Annotated in this window: 20 protein-coding genes; 8 read left to right on the top strand and 12 right to left on the bottom strand. The window is 47.0% G+C overall.

Annotated features, from left to right (window positions below; translation table 11 throughout):
• Positions 1-361: 361 nt before the first annotated feature.
• Positions 362-2,461 (bottom strand): bifunctional arginine dihydrolase/ornithine cyclodeaminase, encoded by a 2,100-nt coding sequence (argZ, locus tag CHA6605_RS21825; RefSeq protein WP_015161550.1) that lies wholly within the window; start codon positions 2,459-2,461, stop codon positions 362-364.
• Positions 2,462-2,771: 310 nt separating this feature from the next.
• Here argZ and CHA6605_RS21820 point away from each other — a divergent pair, with 310 nt between their 5' ends.
• Positions 2,772-2,993 carry a DUF4327 family protein gene (locus CHA6605_RS21820; protein WP_015161549.1) on the top strand — a complete coding sequence of 74 codons (222 nt, stop codon included), beginning with the start codon at positions 2,772-2,774 and terminating at the stop codon, positions 2,991-2,993.
• A 112-nt stretch (positions 2,994-3,105) separates the two neighbouring features.
• On the opposite strand, the gene CHA6605_RS21815 is transcribed toward CHA6605_RS21820, so the two are convergent.
• Complete coding sequence (locus CHA6605_RS21815) at positions 3,106-3,339, bottom strand: DUF2283 domain-containing protein (protein ID WP_015161548.1); 234 nt, start codon at positions 3,337-3,339, stop codon at positions 3,106-3,108.
• A 252-nt stretch (positions 3,340-3,591) separates the two neighbouring features.
• Between CHA6605_RS21815 and CHA6605_RS21810 the strand changes: the two genes are divergently transcribed.
• The 3 genes from CHA6605_RS21810 to CHA6605_RS21800 all read left to right on the top strand — a co-directional run bounded on the left by CHA6605_RS21810 (position 3,592) and on the right by CHA6605_RS21800 (position 6,896).
• Positions 3,592-5,250, top strand: a complete 1,659-nt coding sequence (locus CHA6605_RS21810) for a transglutaminase domain-containing protein (RefSeq protein ID WP_015161547.1) — start codon at positions 3,592-3,594, stop codon at positions 5,248-5,250.
• 167 nt (positions 5,251-5,417) lie between these two features.
• On the top strand, positions 5,418-5,867 hold the full coding sequence (locus tag CHA6605_RS21805) for a GNAT family N-acetyltransferase (protein WP_157260070.1): 450 nt from the start codon (positions 5,418-5,420) through the stop codon (positions 5,865-5,867).
• A 99-nt stretch (positions 5,868-5,966) separates the two neighbouring features.
• Positions 5,967-6,896, top strand: a complete 930-nt coding sequence (locus tag CHA6605_RS21800) for an isoaspartyl peptidase/L-asparaginase family protein (RefSeq protein ID WP_015161545.1) — start codon at positions 5,967-5,969, stop codon at positions 6,894-6,896.
• A gap of 77 nt (positions 6,897-6,973) precedes the next feature.
• Here the strand turns inward: CHA6605_RS21800 and CHA6605_RS21795 are convergent, their stop codons facing one another.
• The 4 genes from CHA6605_RS21795 to CHA6605_RS21780 all read right to left on the bottom strand — a co-directional run bounded on the left by CHA6605_RS21795 (position 6,974) and on the right by CHA6605_RS21780 (position 10,330).
• Positions 6,974-7,567 (bottom strand): hypothetical protein, encoded by a 594-nt coding sequence (locus tag CHA6605_RS21795; RefSeq protein ID WP_051038956.1) that lies wholly within the window; start codon positions 7,565-7,567, stop codon positions 6,974-6,976.
• Positions 7,557-7,979: a Holliday junction resolvase RuvX gene (gene ruvX / locus CHA6605_RS21790; RefSeq protein WP_015161544.1), complete on the bottom strand. Its 423-nt coding sequence runs from the start codon at positions 7,977-7,979 to the stop codon at positions 7,557-7,559. Before ruvX ends, CHA6605_RS21795 begins: the two co-directional genes overlap by 11 nt.
• Before the next feature lie 224 nt (positions 7,980-8,203).
• Positions 8,204-9,163: a DUF5895 domain-containing protein gene (locus tag CHA6605_RS21785; protein ID WP_015161543.1), complete on the bottom strand. Its 960-nt coding sequence runs from the start codon at positions 9,161-9,163 to the stop codon at positions 8,204-8,206.
• Positions 9,164-9,604: 441 nt separating this feature from the next.
• Positions 9,605-10,330: a fatty acid desaturase gene (locus CHA6605_RS21780; RefSeq protein WP_015161542.1), complete on the bottom strand. Its 726-nt coding sequence runs from the start codon at positions 10,328-10,330 to the stop codon at positions 9,605-9,607.
• 272 nt (positions 10,331-10,602) lie between these two features.
• On the opposite strand from CHA6605_RS21780, the gene CHA6605_RS21775 reads away from it, so the two are divergent.
• Positions 10,603-11,013: a DUF3119 family protein gene (locus CHA6605_RS21775; protein ID WP_015161541.1), complete on the top strand. Its 411-nt coding sequence runs from the start codon at positions 10,603-10,605 to the stop codon at positions 11,011-11,013.
• 420 nt (positions 11,014-11,433) lie between these two features.
• Here the strand turns inward: CHA6605_RS21775 and CHA6605_RS21770 are convergent, their stop codons facing one another.
• The gene (locus CHA6605_RS21770) at positions 11,434-12,702 is read right to left on the bottom strand and encodes an MFS transporter (RefSeq protein WP_015161540.1); all 1,269 of its coding nucleotides are present in this window, start codon (positions 12,700-12,702) and stop codon (positions 11,434-11,436) included.
• A gap of 597 nt (positions 12,703-13,299) precedes the next feature.
• Here CHA6605_RS21770 and argS point away from each other — a divergent pair.
• The 3 genes from argS to radC all read left to right on the top strand — a co-directional run bounded on the left by argS (position 13,300) and on the right by radC (position 16,439).
• Positions 13,300-15,057, top strand: a complete 1,758-nt coding sequence (argS, locus tag CHA6605_RS21765; protein WP_015161538.1) for an arginine--tRNA ligase — start codon at positions 13,300-13,302, stop codon at positions 15,055-15,057.
• 205 nt (positions 15,058-15,262) lie between these two features.
• The gene (locus CHA6605_RS21760) at positions 15,263-15,586 is read left to right on the top strand and encodes a translation initiation factor (RefSeq protein ID WP_015161537.1); all 324 of its coding nucleotides are present in this window, start codon (positions 15,263-15,265) and stop codon (positions 15,584-15,586) included.
• 121 nt (positions 15,587-15,707) lie between these two features.
• Complete coding sequence (gene radC / locus CHA6605_RS21755; protein WP_015161536.1) at positions 15,708-16,439, top strand: RadC family protein; 732 nt, start codon at positions 15,708-15,710, stop codon at positions 16,437-16,439.
• Positions 16,440-16,519: 80 nt separating this feature from the next.
• On the opposite strand, the gene CHA6605_RS21750 is transcribed toward radC, so the two are convergent.
• The 5 genes from CHA6605_RS21750 to psb28 all read right to left on the bottom strand — a co-directional run bounded on the left by CHA6605_RS21750 (position 16,520) and on the right by psb28 (position 20,049).
• Positions 16,520-16,918, bottom strand: a complete 399-nt coding sequence (locus CHA6605_RS21750) for a hypothetical protein (protein WP_015161535.1) — start codon at positions 16,916-16,918, stop codon at positions 16,520-16,522.
• A 90-nt stretch (positions 16,919-17,008) separates the two neighbouring features.
• Positions 17,009-18,442 (bottom strand): phosphoglucomutase/phosphomannomutase family protein, encoded by a 1,434-nt coding sequence (locus tag CHA6605_RS21745; protein WP_015161534.1) that lies wholly within the window; start codon positions 18,440-18,442, stop codon positions 17,009-17,011.
• Between the two features lie 94 nt (positions 18,443-18,536).
• Complete coding sequence (locus tag CHA6605_RS21740; protein ID WP_015161533.1) at positions 18,537-19,013, bottom strand: hypothetical protein; 477 nt, start codon at positions 19,011-19,013, stop codon at positions 18,537-18,539.
• A complete protein-coding gene (locus tag CHA6605_RS21735) occupies positions 19,010-19,546 on the bottom strand; it encodes a MogA/MoaB family molybdenum cofactor biosynthesis protein (protein ID WP_015161532.1) in 537 nt (178 codons plus the stop codon). The genes CHA6605_RS21740 and CHA6605_RS21735 overlap by 4 nt, the downstream gene beginning before the upstream one ends.
• Positions 19,547-19,710: 164 nt before the next feature.
• The gene (gene psb28 / locus CHA6605_RS21730; protein WP_015161531.1) at positions 19,711-20,049 is read right to left on the bottom strand and encodes a photosystem II reaction center protein Psb28; all 339 of its coding nucleotides are present in this window, start codon (positions 20,047-20,049) and stop codon (positions 19,711-19,713) included.
• Between the last annotated feature and the right edge of the window lie 24 nt (positions 20,050-20,073).

The raw sequence follows: 20,073 nt of genomic DNA, 5'->3' as shown, positions 1-20,073 counted from the left end.
GATTGCGGATTGGGAATACATGGTTGTATCTGGAGTCAATCGATCGATCTATCTGTCGTCAGGATTGTTTTTTAAATTGGATCGATCTAAATTTTAGGTCGAGACAGACTTACCGCCGATGCGATCGTCAATGGGGATCGAGACACAGGATGCAGGCCGATCTGAACTTATCAATAAACAGCAAGAATGGATGTATTGAATTTGACAGTACGGGCAGCGGAGAGTGGGTGGATGGGCGATCGGTAATGAGTAATGGATAGTGGAACGCCGTTCCACAACACCTCAAACCTCCTGCCGCATACTTTCTACCCTCTAACCTTCATTCACTATCCCCTATCCCCTATCCCCTATCCCCTATCCCCTAACGAGCGTATTGCCCAGTAAGCTTATTAAGTTGTTGCACCAGTAAACTCAAAAATAGCCCGACATCGGTAACGACGCCAATTGACTCGATCGAGCCGCGATCGCTTAACTTAGTCACTACTGCCGGATTGATATCGATACAGACCATTTTCACGCCTGCGGGGGTCATATTGCCCACCCCGATTGAGTGGAGCATACTCGACAGCATCAAAATTAGGTCGGCACCTTCAATTAAGCGAGCGTAGTCTGCCTGCGCTGCGACTAAATCCATCTGGGTATCTGGCAGGGGGCCATCATCGCGAATCGATCCGGCGAGCGAGAACGGGACGTTATTTTTGACGCATTCGTACATTACCCCGCTGCGTAATACACCTTGTTCTACCGCCTTGGCAATACTGCCACAGCGACGAATGGTATTGATCGCTTTGAGGTGGTGGCGGTGACCGCCATGGACAGAGGTGCCGCGCTTCATATCGACACCCAAGGAGGTACCCATTAAGGATTGCTCGATATCATGAACCGCGATCGCATTACCGCCGAGTAGAGCGTGAACGTAGCCTTCGCGAATCAGTCGATTGAGGTGTTCGCTGCCGCCTGTATGAATTACAACTGGCCCCGCGACGACGGCCACTTTGCCACCGCGATCGCGGATTTGGCGCAGATCCCAGGCAATCTGTTCGACGACTAATTCCACCCGTCGCTCGCTAGATACGCCCGCACCCATGAAGCTAAATTCTTCGGTGGCGTTCTTTTTGAGTGTCGTGGTGTTGCGTTTGGTGCGAATGCCCTCGCTACCGACGACGACAGATTCCCCAACTTTTAGCTCCCGTAGCAGCTTACAGCGGGCGACAACCCCAGCGGGTGTCTGAGTTACCGCGATCGCGCCATCCATCCGCTGTCCCTGTACCTCGATCCACTTACCCGCGATCGAGACTTCGGTCGGATAGATTGTAGTGGCATAGAAGTCATCAGCCGCGACTCCTGGCTGGGTAACTGGGGCGAGATTGGCGTCGGTAGTGTCCTCGGAGGGACTGACTGCACCGAGGTCGATCAATTGACCCATGATATCGGCCATCACCGCCGCATCGGGAGCTGAGACTTTAACTTCGGCGGTGGAAGTATCCAACCGCTGCGCGCCAAGACTGAAGTTGATGACTTGGAAGCTACCACCACCTGCGACGATCGTATCGAGAACGCGATTTACTAAACCGGAGTCTAATAAATGACCTTCAAGTTGGACGATCCGGCTGGGAATGGTCGAAACTTGGGGCGATTCGCGATACGTTTCGGTCGTCCGTAGCGTCAAACATTTAGCCGCGCCACCTGCTTTGAGAAATTCAGTCAAGGGCGTTTCGATAACGCTAAAGCCGCGAGCGTGTAAGATTTGCTTCAAGCTATCACTAGCTTTATTAACGACAATCGTCCGCTCGACATTCACCGAATTACAAGCAAAATTCACGGCATCCGCTTCCTCGATCGCGATCCGCTTCTCGGCAGGTACGCGTAATTCGATCAGTCGGTTAGAATAGGTATCGAACGCGGGTGGATAATACAATAAATATCCATCGCTGAGGGGACAAAAACAGGTATCGAGATGATAAAACCGTCGATCGACCAATCGGAGGGATAATACTTCTACATCCAACCACTGCGCTAAATAAGCGTGAGCGTCTAGTTCCGATCGAAAGCCGTAACCCGCCCACAACCACTGTCCGCCGCGATCGAGCAGGGCATCTCCCGCTCCCTCAAACGGCAAACTTTTGGGTAAGGTATGCACTTTGTAGCCTTGACTTTCAAACCACTGCTGAAAATAAGGCTCCTCGCCTTGACGTTCGGGGTGAAAAAAGCGACTGAGGACGACGGTATTACCTAAGATCAAACCAGCATTGGCGGTAAATACCATATCTGGCCATCCTGGCTGTGGCTCGACCAGATCGATCGTTGCATAGTCTTTCAATACTTGATAAAGTTGATGCCATTGCGCCTCGGCTTGCTCTCGCGATGAGCGATGTATATTTCCTTCCATCCACGGGTTGATTACATAATCGACCTCGTAATGATGGGGCGCGCACATCAAGATTCTTACTGCATTAGTCATGTTTGGTTTAATTGCGAACTAAATTCGATGGGTGGGTAAAAATCGCTACAGCGATGCGCTAACTAAGTCGTAAGTAGTCCCGACATTGACGAGCGGTAGTTCGCGACAATTGTAGCAATTGCGCGCTTAGCATCGCACAATCCTGTAAAAATAATATTTATCGAAAGCCAGATCTTCAAATTTGAGGTTTAATAAAGATATACCGATCGGCAGATACCAATAGAGATAACTGTAGCAAATAATACTGTTCGGTAAATTTAATCGCTTTCGCTCTAACTATTTTTATTAAATTTCATAAGAGGAAACCCCCATGGCCGTTTTAGAACGATATTGCATCAGTGACTTTCAAGATGAAGTTCGTGCTCTGGTAGCACGCGGGTCGGTCGGTCGTCAGCAACGCATCTACGAACTCAAGCGATTTTTTGACGATCGTCAATGGCCAGAAGTCGAACACCTATTGAACGAATATGACTACTTGTTAAGAGGTCGGATTATCGATCTCGTCGGCGCAGAGTGCTGGACGAATGATTGAGAACTAGCTGAATAGTTCAGTGCTGAAGTTTATTTAAAGCCCCGATATTGTTTATCTTCCATCCTTGCCTGCAATTTCGATCTAAGCGGGAGTTGCGCTAGCTTTGACTGGCCTAATTCTTTTCTGTGGGTCTGGGCTTATCTACATTAGCTGTACCCACAACGTAGCAGATTGCGTAAGGATTATCGACTTTGGTTGATGCTTTGGTAATTTCCAATCCGATCGTATGGCCATCTACGTCGTAATCTACGACCAATCCGGGTGCGATTTGAGCCGTTTCCTCAACGGTCGTATCGACAAAACTAATTTGCAAAATATCTTTGTCTGGGTCATAAAGAACTTTCATGATTCGGCTGTATCCTTGGCGGCAATGACGATGATGGCTGACGGGGCTATTTAGAAATCGGGTCGGCTAACGGCCAGATTTGCAGCCAGAGCGCGAACAAAAATCCGCTACCTCAATCCTAGCCATAGGTCAGACAGCTATAATGTATCACGAGTGACAGAAACGAGCATCTTTGCTGGCCACAGCAGCAATCCAGATCTGGTTCGAGTTAGAGAGATATACTAGTTGATACTTTATCAAGCCTATCGATCTATGCCTAATCCTGAAGGCGAGTTCTCCCAGATTCCACTACCGCATTCTACCATTCGACCGATTGGCGTGTATGCTCTCTCCGGACTGGCTGCGGATGGTAACCATTTGCTGGCTGTGGATGCAATCCGGGGCTATCTAGTGAGGATCGATCCACACACCAATAACACGACGATTCTCAATCCGCATCATGTTGGCGAATGGATTGGGGTGAGCGGGTTGAGCGTTTGGGAAGACACATTTTGGTTTGCCAAAGGACAGGAGGCGATCTGGTGCGATCGTCAAACCCTAACTCCAACAGTCTTTACGCGGTTGCCCTATCCGGTAACTGGAGTGGCAGTCAGCGACTTATTGGTTTACGTCAGTTGTCAGAAATCTGGCTATATTCATATTTTCGATCGCACGACAGGGGAATCTACCGGACGCATCCCTCAACCCGGCGTGGGTTGCGAAACGTTAGTATTACATAACGATGCGCTGTGGGTTGCCGATCGTGCCGAGCAAACCGTCTATTGTTTAGATCGGACGACAGGCGATCTTAAATTTAGCGCGCTCACCCCATTTAGCTCGCCGACAGGCATCGCCTTTTATTATCCTACCGACGGAGCCGAGCCGATTTGCTATGTGGTGTACGCTGACGAAGAACCATATATTCGCGACGATCCCAATGCTAAATCGCCTTACCAGTTGACATTTCGCGATCGCACCTTCATCCATCCTTTATATTTCCACCACGAGCCGGAGGCACACTACACCCTCTCCAATGGCTTCGCGATCGAACTATCCTATGTCGAAGAACTATTGCCCCTCGAAGCTGTCGCGCTAAACCAGGTTGAGTGGCGGATTGCCTTGCCCTCAAATACCTTACGCCAACGCGTGCGCCACGTTGAAGCGATCGGTTGTGAATGTACGATCGAAGAACAAGACGGTCAAAAAGTCGCTGTCTTTAAATTCGATAAGCTCGCTCCCAACCAAGGCGGTTTGCTGGGTTGGAAAGCAGTCATCGAAATGTACGGTCTGAAATATTCCCTCTCTCCCGACGATATCGACGATCGCCTCACCCTCCCTGCCGAGCTAGCACAGCTCTATTTAGTCGATGACGACGATTTAGCCATGGACACCGATACCATGATTCAGGCGGCCAAGGAAGCCGTCGGTACAGAGACAAATGTGCTACGCAAGATGCTCAAAATTCGGAACTATGTTTACGATCGACTATCCTATGGCATCCAGCCCAAGATCGACACTCCCGATATCGCCCTAGCAAGAGGCGTCGGCTCCTGTGGCGAATATGTCGGCGTCTTACTCGCCCTAGCGCGCCTCAATGGCATTGCCTGTCGGACGATCGGACGGTATAAATGCCCCCCCTACCCAGATCGTCGCCAAGTGCCGCTTCAACCCGATTTTAACCATGTCTGGCTAGAGTTCTATATCCCTGGAATTGGCTGGCTACCAATGGAATCGAATATGGACGACACGATCGAACGCGGCCCCTATCCCCAACGTTTTTTCATGGGTCTAGCCTGGTATCACACCGAAATCGGTAAGGGAATCTCGTTTGAAAAAATGAAAGCGATCGACAAGCCAGAGCATCTCTCCATGGGCGATCTGGCGATCAATCACATTTGCTTTCGGATCTTAGATGAGCTAATGCCCAGCTAGAATCCAAACCTGACGTTTTTGAAGAAGTCGGGTTCATTGCAGTTCTTTGGTAGCCGAAGTCATTGCAGTACGCCAACCACGATGATTTGCGTGCTGCATCGTCACTGGGGTATCCCCGCAGATGTATTGTTGCAATAGCTGAATCGATCTCATCTTTAAAATTGTGGATGAAGACCTCACCAACTTTCATGCTCCGTCGATCGAGTATTGATGATGCACCACTTTTCTACAGCGTTATCGATCTCACCATGCGCGAGTTTATTATTAATACTTGGGGTAGATGGGATGAAGATCGAGTTCGGCGTGAAGCAGTGGAAAAGAGTAGCGACCCCAACGCGCAGATCGTTCTAATTGCGGACATTGCTGTGGGCGTGTTTGTAGTCGATCGACATCCGACACACATTCAACTAGCACAAATTTATCTTTTGCCGGAATATCAACGGATGGGGATTGGAACGGCTTTACTAGAAAACCTAATTGCTGAGGCATCACAGTCAAAGATGCCAGTGCGTCTACACGTCATGGCTGGATTGACAGCCAAAAGTTTCTACGAACGACTCGGATTTAGTGTGACTGAAGCAACGCCAGAGTTTTTCTATATGGAGAAATTGACCTAGAAACGCACTTTAACCTTAGAGTGGGCGAATCGAGCGCGCGATCGCCTACAGTATTAGTGCGCTGCGACTGAAAAAACTTAACTTGCAACTACGATAACCATGTCCAACTCTTATTCCCTGATGATTCATGGCGGTGCTGGTGCCCTAGAAGATCTCAAACATGAAGCCAGCGAAGCGACATTTAGAGAGAGTATTACCGCAATTTTAGAACGGGGTCGCCAACGGTTAGAGAGCGGCGATAGTGCCTTGGATGTGGTGGAATATTGCGCGAGTCTGCTGGAAGACGATCGACTCTATAACGCCGGACGCGGCTCGGTACTTAATGCCGATGGTAAAGTGGAAATGGATGCCGCCCTGATGGATGGGCGCGATCTGCGAGCGGGAGCGGTGGCTTGCCTCAGAAGTATCAAAAATCCGATCTCTCTAGCGCGGCGTGTGTTAGAGCATGGCGAACACGTACTGCTGATGGGCGATGGTGCGTTGGAATTTGCCAAATTTTGCGCGATCGAAACTTATCCTGACGATTATTTCATCACGGAAGCTCGGATTAAACAATTAGCTGAGGCACAAGTAGCAGGACGGATGACGCTAGACCACGAGCGGATTAAGCCGTCTCAAAAGCTAGGTACGATCGGGGCTGTAGCGCGCGACTTACACGGCAATCTGGCAGCGGCGACGTCTACGGGTGGATTGGTAAATAAACGCTGGGGTCGGGTGGGCGACACACCGATCGTCGGGGCGGGAGTATTTGCCGATAATGACACTTGTGCGGTGTCGGCAACGGGCTATGGCGAGCAGTTTTTGCGGACGGTGTTTGCCAAAACAATTTCTGATTTCGTGCAGTTTCGGGGGCTGGATGCCCAGGCTGCGGCGCAGGCGGGAATCGATTATTTGGTAGCCAAGGTCAATGGCGAGGGTGGCGCGATCGTCATCGATGCGTCGGGGCGATGTGCGGCGGCTCAGTCCACCTCTGGATTGATTCGCGGTTGGATCGAGCTAGGGGGCGAGGCGCACTGTCAGTTGGGATGAGATCGGGCTGCTGCGGGTGAATAGATCGTGCTAGCCCGATCGTTAGAGCCAGAGCGCGCTCTAGCTATCGAACAGTTTTAACTAACGCCAGTTAATATCGGTGACTCTGATTCGTTTTGTGCTACCTCAGCAGTCACGGCGCGTGTTACGGCTGGCTCGGCAATTAGATGAAAACTATCTTTGTATTTTTGATATAGTCCAAATCCTGGTGGTTCGGTACCAAATTCTTTAGGAAGTTGATAATCTTTCTCTGAATACTTATTGCGTACATTGACGATCGTCTTATAATGAGTTTCCCATTGCTTGAGTAACAATAAAAATTCTTGAAATTTTTGATAAGAAACTTCGTGACGAGATTTTAGACCAATATATTGCAACATTTTACTATAGGTTTCCGGTCGATTGTACTGCTCAGCAATACCGACGATCGGGCCTAATTTTTCGAAGACATCGTACTTGACCATCACTAATAGTAATAAAGCATCGAGATTTAATAAATCTTCAGCTTCTAATAAGTTGATGGTGTTAGAGACACTGCGCAAGGTTGAGTAGTCGTCGAGTTGATACTTTTTAAATAATAGGATCGGTTTTAATCCTAATGGGTTCTCAGAAATCTTACTAATTTCAGCCACATACGATCTTAATGCTACTTTACCCTCTTCAGTTAACATGCCTCTCTTCGAGCCACTGCTGTAAAATCACTGCCGCCGCAATCCGATCGATCGTCGCTTTGTTTCGAGATATTGAGATATTGGCATCTTTCATAATTTGTTCGGCTGCATAAGACGTCAAGCGTTCGTCTACATACTCGATCGGTAGAGCGATTTCTGCTGCTACCCGCCGCGCAAATTTTTGAACTTTTTTTGCCTGCGAACCGATTTGGCCATCCATCGTATATGGCAAACCAATTACCAAAATTTCTACTTCGCGTTCGGCGATAATCTGAGCTAGTTGGGCGATATCTTCTTGAAACGAGCTACGCCAAATTGTTGTAATCCCAGTTGCGATCGATCCCAAGCCATCGCAGCCAGCTACCCCGATCCGCTTATTCCCGACATCCAATCCTAATGCTGCAACTCTCATCTTCGCGGTTTGCTGGTAGAGGATAAATAACGATCGAGTAGCATCTCGTTCGATTCCTTTTTAAAACCTTTTTAGTCGATCGATAGTGCAAAGTAGTCAAAAACAAAAACTATTATCACGATCGTTTGTCTAAAAGCATATCACAAAACTAGAGATATTATCAGTAATATCTCTAGTCATAAATATTATTGAATTTGTCGATCGCGTGCTAAACTAACAAAGATTTATGTAGCAAATTCGTGACCGATCGCATCGCCACTTGCTTCTGCTAAACTCAATGTATTAGATTGTGGCAAAGTTAATTCGGTAGTAGGAGCTAAGAGATTGAGAAAACGATTGGCAATCTCGTCTTGCCGACCTAAAAAGAACTCTTCCCAATTACTTTGAGTGGGTGCGACATGGCTGTGAACTTTACAAGCAGGGGATTTGGCATTGTTGCCAGCCAGTTCGCGTTTGACGGTAAATTGGAAGACACACAGACTATTAAAGCGAGCATCTTTAGCTCTGGCAGGAATGTCATTGGCGATCGCGTGGCACTTAGTTACTTCATTAACTAATTGTTGCCAGTGAAAGCTAAAACTGGCCTGATTGGCACCTTTAGCGATATAAGCTAAACCGATTTCATGTAATGGTTGATTGTTGGCATCGAGCAACAAGACTTCGTAGCATTGTGCGGTACCATATTTTTCGCGATTGCTATAAAGTTGTTTGCTGTATTGTCCGGCAACAACCAATCTTTCTTCGGTGCGAGAAGCCTGTCTGTCGAAGGCAAATAAAGGACTGCGTGGTACTACTAACATCCGAGGCGATTGAATTAATAAGCCCCGTTCTTTGCCGCCACTATTATATTCATAGACGATTAGTTCGCTTTCATCGACATTTGCCCAGCCAGCTCTGGCCATTTCGGTTTCGGTGATGAAATAGCCGCATTCGCTGGCACCATTTTCTCCGCGTAATGCTTGAATTCTGGGCAGACGAGCATTGGGATTGACGTATTCTGGCGCGGCAAATCGATCGCGTACCTCCGGCGTACTAGTTTGGCTGCGTTCGGTGCCAGTTGGAATCGGGTTGTGAAGTGTAACGACGTCGGTGCGATCAGGTGCTACAGCAATGGGATGCCGCTCTGGATCGTGGGAGTAGTCAGCAGTATTGTCTTTTGTCGCTCTGGTTTTAGAGTAAGTCATAGATCTGCTCTGGAGATAAGGTAAAGTTCTCTGGTTGCATCGATCGAGCGATGCCTGTCTGGATTGCTAGCTGTCTCGGCAGCTTTTATTGTGCTGAAGATGTCGATCGAGATTGCAAGCCGTGAAGTAGAGCGATTAGCCTTCAATCGCTTACTAATACAAGTATACCATGAATTGCTCAAAAATAGTACTTAAGTTCTAAAAAATTGCTAAATTAGCAGCGCGATCGAATTTTGATGATTACTCACTTCCCGCTCTGAAAATAGAAAAATCGCACCAAGTAACTACCTAGTCACATGGTGCGCTATGAACTATTCACTATCCACTGTCTCGAAGCTCGCGCGCCGCCTTGGCGGCTGTCGTCGCACTCATCACCGTCGGGAAACCTGACGTTGGCGTAGCCACTCCGTACGAGTTACACAAATTGCTATCTATTATCTACTACTCACTCGTCCCCAAACCCTGTCTCCTTGCTGCTGGTAATTGCCACCAACCGAGATGCGGTAATTGATGATGCTCCTCATGATAGCCAAAGTGATAACAACTAATAAACGACCAAAACTCCGAAAAAGGCGTACTAGTCGCATGAGCTTCATTGATATATCCATCTACAGGTTCGCGATGGGGTAGAAATGTCCCAAACACAAATAGTTGAAAGGAACTCATAACCGAAGGAAATACCCAAAACCAAGAGAGATTACTTTCGGGAACGTGGAGTACTTGATGCACGATATGGAATGTCGAAATCAATAGCCCCAGCCGCAGCCAACTCCAATAATTCTGCATGAAGTTGAAATACCACCCAAAGAAATTTTTGTCTTTACCATTATGAAAGTCCGGATCGCCTACGCGTGCGGGAATATCATGATGGAGATTGTGCATCTGACGCATCTTGGCAAATGGGAACATCGCATAGACAAATAATACGAAGCTACCGATAGCATCATTCAATTTGGGATGGGATGGCGCGATCGATCCGTGCATTCCATCATGTGCCGTTACAAACAACCCTACATACAAAAACATCTGCCACAAAAAGCCTACCATTTTCAGCCAGTTTGGCACCCGATCGAGGTCTACATTCAACAGTATTGTCGTGCTTGTTGCCCAAATTCCAATCAGCGATACTGCCACCCAGAGTCCGCGATTTGTAGCCTGTCGTATCATTCGTAAACCTCAATCGCCCCATAAATTTTACAATCCTTTGCTTAGCTTAACGTTTCTCAACAAACTAGGGGATACATAGATGGGAAGAGGGGTGGATAAGTAGATGGGTAGATGGGTGGATGGATAGTGCCGACAATTTCATCCTGTCAATCCTGCTTGGTGCGATGAATCATTGGGGAACCCAAGGAGCGCGCATCCGAATCCTCAAATCCTCAAATCCTGATGGATGGTTAAAATAGAAGAAGAACTGTAGCCAACGAGATAGTTAGCCGATGATCAGCACTCCTATGTCAGAGCGATTGCCCGATCGAGTAGTACTCGCACCCAATTACAAAATTCCGATCGTCCTGATTGCTGCATCGATATCGATCGCCACATTTCAATTATGGGTAGGTTTAGCAGTTGGGATCTTTGGTGTATTTCTGTCAATTCAAACCGCAATTATCAAATTAGAATTTACTACCACCACGCTCAATGTCTATCGTGGCAGTAATATCATTCGCACGTTCCCCTACACTGAATGGGAAAATTGGGAGATTTTTTGGCAGCCCGCACCGATCCTCTTTTATTTCAAAGAAGTCAACAGTATTCACTTCTTGCCGATTATTTTCGACCCGCAGATGTTACGAACTTGTCTGGAGTACTATCGCCCCAAGTCAGATAGTGCTGCTAGTTCGCTGTAATAAGCTGCAATTCTACTCTCAGACAGGAGACAATGATGGTGTCAAGCGACCCATCGTGCCTCCCTTGTCGAGTCTGAGAAGTCGGGTTTCTGAGCCAACGAGATCGACAAAAAAATGGCGATCGCTAGATTACTAACGAACGCCATTCAAATTTAAAACCCCGATTTCCTTTCGTAAACAGATGCAAATGAGAGCAGCAGTTACTAAAAAAATATTTTTGACGCTGGTTGCCAATCTAAATTAGCTCGAACCAACTTCATATCACAAAGATAACCCGATCTCGGACACACGGCCATCAGCCATTTCACCTAGATCTGCTCGCTACTGCCACAATCGGCTCACAGCTTGCCATTATCGACCCAACATTTAACTGCATCCCGAAGCTTGCGTACTGCCTAGGCGGTCGTAAATGTCCGTCAATCAAGATTCCTCCTGCATGGCATCTTCTAACACATGACGAGTACCATTCCAAGCCAAAACCCCCGCGAGCGTAACAATGCCACTCATCACCCATAATACTCGTTGGAGGCCAAATTGCTCGGTCAACGGGCCAACAATTAAGAGTGGGACGGCTACGGCAATATTAATCGCATTATTCTGAAACCCAAACACCTTGCCGCGCATCGATTCTGGTGTTTTTTCTTGGATGAGCGTTTGCATCGGTACGGCAATTAATGATGCACCAAACCCCAAAATTCCACCACAGAGCAAACCGATCCGGATGTTGTTGACAAATGTAAATATAGCCATCACCGCACTCATGCCAATAAATCCAATTAGTGGTAGTGATTTTTGTTGAATCCGGTTACCAAAATGGCCTAAAACGCCAGCTCCAAAGACCAATCCAATTCCAGCGGCGGCTACCAAAGAGCCAAACTGTTCTGGTTTCAAGCCGACCTCTTTCGTTAGCTCGATCGAGAGCACGGGCAATGCAGCGATCGTAAAAGATAATACCGCCACTTGCAGCATGGCACTTAATAAAATTTTATTGGTGCGAAGATATCGAAATCCCGATTTCAACTCATACCACGGGTTAATCCTACTGGTATGTTTGCTAGTATCGATGGTTTCTTGTACCTTTACCAATTGCCCCAATCCGGCGGCAATAAAATAGAGCGATGCTAATAAAATTTCTTGTCCGGCATATTTATTAATATTACTTGCCGCCGTCAACAGAGGTTCGCCGATCGCAAACCCGATAATAATCGAAGCTGTCGAGCTAGTGGCAAATAGCGCGTTAGCTGTCAACAAATTTTCTGGCCTAACAACGAGTGGAATTGCCGATTGTTCTGCGGGAGCAAAGGCTTGAGTAACTGTCGAAATTACAAACGTAATAATTAATAGAACTATAAACTCTCTCGGTAGAATCGGCAATAATAAAATCAGCGAACCTCGAACGAGATCGGCCAACACCATAATCTTTTTTTTGGGATAGCGATCGACAAAAATCCCTGCGGCGGCTCCAAATAAAATTGCCGGAATCGTCGTCGCAACCATCAAATACGAGCTAGAAGATGCCGCATATTTAAGGGGGACATTGTAACTAGTCAATAGCGCGATCGACATAACAATCAACACTTTATCCGCAATTTGCGAGAGGACTTGCCCAAGCCACAAGAAGATAAAATATTTATTCTTGAGTAAAGCCTTGAATCCAGTTGCTGCTGGGGGTGTTCGATCGGGTAACATAGGCTAACGGGGTAATGGGTGGATGGGTAAATAGGTGGACTGTACCACCAGAGGATGGATGGGTGGATGGGTGAATGGGTCGATTGCACTGATAACTCAATCCTGTCAATCCTTAAATCCCGATCGGTAATAGTTACAATACATCACCTAACACATAACGGGTGCTATCTCCATCCCCATAAATCCGATCGAGCGTGATGCTTTTAGATAAAAGCGATTGCCTAAATGTCCCAAAATTTGCCCAGTCCACAACAATAAAAGCGATAGATTGTTGAGTAGAGCATTAAATTTACTCGCCTCTGGAGGTGTTTTAGCAGGCAACATATGCTAGAAAATAGGGGTATAGATAATTCAATTTGTTAGAAAATAGGGGTGCGTTTGCGGTAGCGAAGCTGACTCCGTGCGAAATCAAAATGGTACTAACAATCGCGTCTAATCGCGTTGGCATAGCCTCTGTCCGATCGCTGCTGGGGAGAATCGTCTGTAGCGATTGTACCCATAAGTGGGTCGGAAAATCTGACAGGATGTGACAGTCGCTAGAGTGGACGGTAGATAATGGATAATAGATCTTAGCTATTAATTCATCGCAGCCCTGAAATGAACTCTACTCTCGCATACTTGACTACTCAACTCGATCGCGCGATCGTGGCCGCATTGGGGGATGATTATGCTGGCACCGATCCTCTCCTCGTATTATCGAGCAATCCCAAATTTGGGGATTATCAGGCAAATATGGCGATGGGACTGGCCAAAAAATTGGGTCAACAGCCGCGCGCGATCGCTCAATCGATCGTGGATAATCTAGATGTAGCGGCAGTCTGCGAACCACCCCAAATTGCTGGCCCCGGCTTTATCAATTTTACCGTCAAATCCAGCTATCTGGCCACTCAGCTCCAAGCTATGCAGGCAGACAGCCGCTTGGGGGTAGCCGTCGCTGACAAACCCCAACGTGTCATCGTAGACTTTTCGAGTCCGAATATCGCCAAAGAAATGCACGTCGGCCACTTGCGATCGACTATTCTGGGAGACTGTATCGCCAGAGTCTTAGAATTTCGGGGTCACGATGTGCTCAGACTCAATCACGTCGGTGATTGGGGTACCCAATTTGGCATGTTAATCCTCTACTTGCGGGAAGCCTACCCCGAAGCTCTGACGACTGCTGATGCGCTCGATTTAGGGGATATTGTTGTTTTGTATCAACAAGCCAAAAAGCGTTTTGATGAAGATGCAGAATTTAAGGAAGCCGCCAGACAAGAAGTAGTCAAATTACAGGCGCAAGACCCCGAAAGTATCAAAGCCTGGAAACTGCTTTGCGACCAATCTCGGCGCGAATTTCAGGTGATTTATGACAGATTGAATGTCAATCTCACCGAACGTGGTGAATCTTTTTATAACCCTTATTTAGCCGCCGTAGTTGAAGACTTAAAAGCAACGGGATTGTTAGTCGAAAGCGACGGCGCACAGTGCGTCTTTGTCCCTGGATTTACCAACAGAGACGGCGATCCTTTACCGCTGATCGTCCAAAAAACCGACGGCGGTTATAACTACGCCACTACCGATCTCGCCGCCATTAGATATCGGATTCAAACCGACAAAGCCGAGCGGATTATTTATATCACCGATGCCGGACAAGCCGATCATTTCGCGCAAGTTTTCCAAGTTGCCAAATTAGCAAACTGGATTCCCGAAAATGTGGAAGTGCTTCACGTTCCTTTCGGCTTAGTATTAGGTGACGGCGGTAAAAAAATTAAGACTAGAGATGGTGAATCTGTCAAATTAAAAGAGTTGCTCGATGAAGCTGTCGATCGATTTCGCAACGATCTAGAATCGCGACTAATAGAAGAATCTAGACAAGAAGCTCCAGAATTTATTGATAATAGTGCCAATATTGTCGGTATCAGTGCCGTTAAATACTCTGACTTAAGCCAAAATCGCACTAGTAATTATGTCTTTAGTTTTGATAAAATGCTCGCACTCCAGGGGAATACCGCGCCATACATGATGTATGCCTATGTCAGACCCCAAGGAATCAGCCGTAAAGGGAATATCGATTATGATAATCTTGGAGATAATGCCCCAATTATTCTCAACGAAGCATTAGAGCTTACCCTTGCCAAACACTTGTTGCAACTGAGTACAGTTATTGCAGAAGTCGAGCGAGATTTGCTCCCAAATCGATTGTGTCAGTATCTGTTTGAACTGAGTCAGAAATATAATCAATTTTATGACAAACATTCTGTTTTACAAGCAGAAGAACCCTTACGGACCTCGCGGTTAATGTTATGCGATCTAACTGCTAAAACATTAAAGTTAGGATTAGATTTACTCGGTATTCCGGTACTAGAAAGGATGTAGACATTGTTCGCGAACAAAAATCGGTAGGGGCAATTCATGAAGCGGCTCGCAGCCGGGAGGTTTCCTCCCGGATTATGCCAGACAAGACATTGCCCCTACCGATTTTTGCGAGCAGGAAAAATATAGAATGCCGCTATCTCGATCGTAAAATGAGATCGAAGAGGGAGCTATCTTTCTGTTGCAGACAATCAACACACTGGGAAATATGGCAAAAGATACTAACAAAATCGCCTACCGCGAATTCGGGGACGAAGAACCCGAAGAAGAAGTCACAGAATTACCACCTAACCAGCATAAACTCAAGATCGAAGTGTCTAGAAAGGGCAAAGGCGGTAAAACAGTGACGATCGTTAGCGGCTTTCAGGTATCCTCAGAGACACTTATCAGCCTCACCAAGACCCTCAAAAATCAGTGCGGTGCTGGTGGAGCGATGAAGGATAACACGATCGAAATTCAAGGCGACCACCGTCAAAAATTATTAGAAATTGTCACTAAATTAGGCTACAAAGCCAAACTGAGTGGCGGCTAAACGGTAGATTATTTTCAGCTCGATAGAGAATAGATCGGCCATTATATCGATTCGATCGCCTAGCAAATCGTCGTAAAGTGACGAGTAATTCTAAATTACGTACCGACTACGCTTTCGTGGCATGACTTACAGCCTTCGTATCATCGATATCCCCAGTACCGAACGTCCTCGCGAACGCTTGCTCGCCCACGGCGTCAAACACCTGAAAAATGCGGAGTTAATCGCGATTTTATTGGGGACGGGACAAGGGCCTGGTAAACTATCGGCGATCGGATTAGGTGAATATATTCTCAATCACTTAGGGCAACATCAGCGAGATCCGTTAGAAAGATTGCGCGATTTGCATCCCCAGGAATTGATGGAGATTCCAGGAGTGGGGCCAGCTAAAGCCACGGCAATTCTGGCCGCAGTAGAATTAGGACAACGCGCTTGTTCGTTACGTCCGCCAGATCGAGCAATTATCGAAAGTCCCGATACTGCGGCTGCCGCGCTCAGTCAAGAGTTAATGTGGTCTACTCAAGAGCGATTTGCCATATTATTATTAGATACCAAAAATCGGTTGCTGGGGACGCAGTTAATTACCATTGGCACGGCGACAGAGACACTAGCTCCACCCAAGGAAATTTTTACCGCAATTCTCAAGCAAGGTGCTACCAAAACCATTGTCGCGCACAATCATCCCTCCGGTAGCACCCACGCCAGCCACGCCGATATCGAACTCACGCGTCAGTTGCTAGCTGGTGCAAAATTATTGGGTATTCCCCTATTGGATCATCTGATTTTAGGGGGAGGTAATTGGAGTAGCTTACGTCAAAATACTAATCTCTGGGAAGAATGTCCCCAGGAGGATTAGCATTCCAACCTCAGCGGGTAGAAACCGCTGCTGGTGGTGCAAAGTCCGCCTTCACGGACTCGGTATTAACTTTAGTTTCTCTAACGACAAGGTTGACCATTCGCGCCCAAAGCAATCGGACTGGGAATCGGACTGCCGATTATCGACGTGCTACAGGTCACCTGGGCGGGTTTGCGATAATTGCGGTAGCTGCTGCCGTAAGTCACCTTGCTACCGTAGTTAGGACTATAGTCGTAGATTGTCGTTGTCGAACCAAAAGTACGATTATTTTGGTAAAGATTGGGGTCTACCGCTCCGTACTCGCTGGGGCTGCTAGTGTAACCGCGATCGGGTACATTGGATGGTACAAAAATCGTCGTCGAAGAGTAACCAGTTGAAGGAAAAGGTTGGACAAAGACACCTTGTGCCCTAGCAGATCCCATTCCCAAGCAAGTAATAACTGTCGTAGCAATCGCCGTTAAGTAGATCGAAGTTTTCATGATTAACTATTAGTAAAAATTATTCACTAGCTAATTGTTCGAGTAACAGATCGATACTTCAATATAGAGATTGCGCAGACAAAATCCCTACTAAGTGTCGATCGATTTTGCCCAATCTTGTGCCCAGGCAAGCGTTTGATGTACTCGATCGAGTGTTTGTGCTTCACAATAGAGTCTGAGTACTGGTTCGGTTCCACTAAATCTAATTAATAGCCAACTATCATCGACTAAATTAAATTTGTACCCATCAGCAAGATTGCGATCCCGTACTTCTATGTTAGCAATTTTAGTAAATGGCTGGTTTTCTAACTGCGCCATTAGTCGTAGTCTTTCATCCATATTTTTGAGATGGATATCGACGCGATCGTATTTAAAATGATAGTCAGTTTGAGTTTGGAGTTGACCGTACAAATCGCTTAGAGCTAGATTTGATTGAGCGATTGCTTCAAGTAGATATAAAGCGGAGAGTAGCGCATCGCGTTCGGGAATATGATTGCCATAACCGATACCACCCGATTCTTCGCCCCCAATTAGGACTGACGTATCTAACATCCGATCGGCGATATATTTGTAACCGATTGGTGTTTCATAAATTGGTAAATTATATAACTTTGCCATTCTGGGGACGAGATTGGACGTGCTCACCGTCTTGATAATTTCGCCTGTAAATCCCCGCCGTTTGACTAAATGCTCTGTCAAAATAGGAATCAAGATTTGCGAGCTAAAAAATTCACCCGAACCATCTACTGCTGCAATTCGATCGCAGTCGCCATCGAAAACTAAACCGACTCTTACTCCTGACTCATCCTTGTGGCTGCGGATCGTTCGCATTAATTGCGACAGATACTTCGGTAATGGCTCCGGCGCACCACCATCGAATAACGGATCGGCATTACTATTGAGTTCGATAATGGGCGTGCCTAAGAGCCGTTCTAGTCCGGTACTTGCTGCACCGTGCATGGCGTCAGCAAATACTGTCAACTTACGTGCGGCAATCGCTTGTTGAATGCTGGCTAAATCGACTTTCCCACGCAATTCCTGACAATAACTCGTCCACGGATCGAAGGTTGTCAGCGTTCCCGGTGCCATTGGCGGTAAAGTCTCGCCCAATCTTGCTTCGATCTGTTGCGTCATTTCTGGCGGTACCGAACCGCCAAAATTACCTTTAACTTTTAAACCTAAATAGTCACCAGGGTTGTGGCTAGCGGTGATGACTAATGCGCCAAGTGCATTGAGACTGTATGCCGCCCAACTAAATGCAGGAGTCGGCGCATAAGTATCGCTCAAAATTACATCAAATCCATCCTGCTGTAGAGTAACAGCCATCCGCTTGGCAAAGGTTTCGGCCATGAATCTGCGATCGAAACCGACGATAATCGTGCGATTGCCCGTCTTGGCTGTATAGGCATCTGCCAACACGGCTGCGGCAATCGGGGCAACCATCAGCAATCGCTCGAATGTAAACTCTGCACCAATTACGCCCCGCCAACCATCCGTCCCAAACTTAATCGCGTTCGCACTCATGTATTCACATCATCTAGCAACTTCACTATTTTACAGATGTGGAGGATCTTCTCATCTGCCGATCGCCTTGAATTTAGCAAGCCAAGTTGCTGGCTTATTTTTTAGTACCTGTAGTAATACACCAGTCTTGACTCGATCGCTCTAAATTAGGCTGGTTAGCAACTCGATCTTTCTTTAATTGAGTTGAATTTATGTCTTTGATAGTAGCTGAAGTACTGGAGAATTGAAGCTTGGGAATGCACCAATCTTTGCGCTCGGAGAGAGCATCACCAGCCTGGGCGAGCAATTGTTGCGATTGTTGGCCGATCTGCGCGCTGACTGGATCGAGATAATGATGCGTGAATCGATCGAGATCGACGAGCGATTTCCGGATCGATTGGGAACTTATTTGCCAACTTTTACCGCTAAACTTAGTGGTAATTTCGATATCTTCATCGACGAGAAAGACGTGCTTGGCGGCAATAGTGCCACCAACGAGTAAACCAATAATCCCGATCGAGAGCCAATACGACGTACTTTTTTTCTTTACATTTTTATCGGGTTTTGTCTCGACCTTATCAGTAGATGTCATGTCGATTGGGTGATGAGATGGACGAGTTCGGGCAGAATCAATTTTTCTATGCCTAATTGTACTGCACCGCGCGACCCAGGTAGCGAGAAAACGAGCAGGTGTCTGTAGGTACCTGCGATCGCGCGGGAGGCTATCGCTCGCGACCCAATTTCTTGATAGCTGAGGAGGCGAAAGATTTCTCCAAAGCCTGGTAAAGTTTTGGTGAGAACGCTAGCAATTGCCTCGTGGGTGGTATCGCGGGGAGAAATGCCCGTACCACCATTGAAGACGATCGCGCTAATTGTCGGCTCTGCTGTCGTTGCCGCCTCTAGCTCGGCAAGAATCCGCCTCGGCTCGTCAGGAACGATCCGATACATGCCAATTTGATGGCCAGCCGCTAATAGCAATTGTTGGACTAATTCACCGCTACGATCTGTGCTGGGCGTGCGCGTATCGCTGACAGTGATTACCGCGCAATTGACTGACATTTGGCTCGCATCTGGATGCGGCTGTGCAGATTTTTCGACTGTGCCAGAACTGAGAGGATCGAGCATAAATTTTAAGCTAATTAACGTAAGTTGCTAGTCGATCGTTGTGATTGGGTGTGAGGGGTAGAGGGTAAACGGTAGAAATTTATTATAAAGTACCTGCTTTTTCCCGCTCGCTACTCGCTACTCCCTAACTTTACAAATAACTCATAACTAGCAACTCATGCTAACTATTCAGCCTTGGTAAAGCCCAAACCATTTGCTTCGGAGTAGCGTTCCATAAAGCGCATGAATCGATCCCACTCTGCCGTAGAATTCATGATATAAATGGCTTCCAATGCTTCGGGTTTACCATTAACAAATTTGGCTTTGACTTCCCGCGTCACGATTTCGCCTTCTTCATCGATCATATACAGCCCGGTGACTTCTTCGGTAACGTCATTACCGAGGATGGCAGGTTTCTCGAAGTAAAATGATGCTTTGCCCTGCTCGCCAGTGCGAGATTTGGTCAGTCGAACATCGGGAACGACAGGCTCGGTGGTTCCTCTAGAAAATTGGATTTCCGCCATGAATTAAGTTGGATAAGGTTATTT

It is taken from the genome of Chamaesiphon minutus PCC 6605 (genome assembly GCF_000317145.1).
In the GTDB taxonomy this organism is placed as follows: Bacteria; Cyanobacteriota; Cyanobacteriia; order Cyanobacteriales; family Chamaesiphonaceae; genus Chamaesiphon; species Chamaesiphon minutus.
Note: the sequence above shows the minus strand (reverse complement) of the source record. Positions and strands in the feature narration are given on the sequence as shown.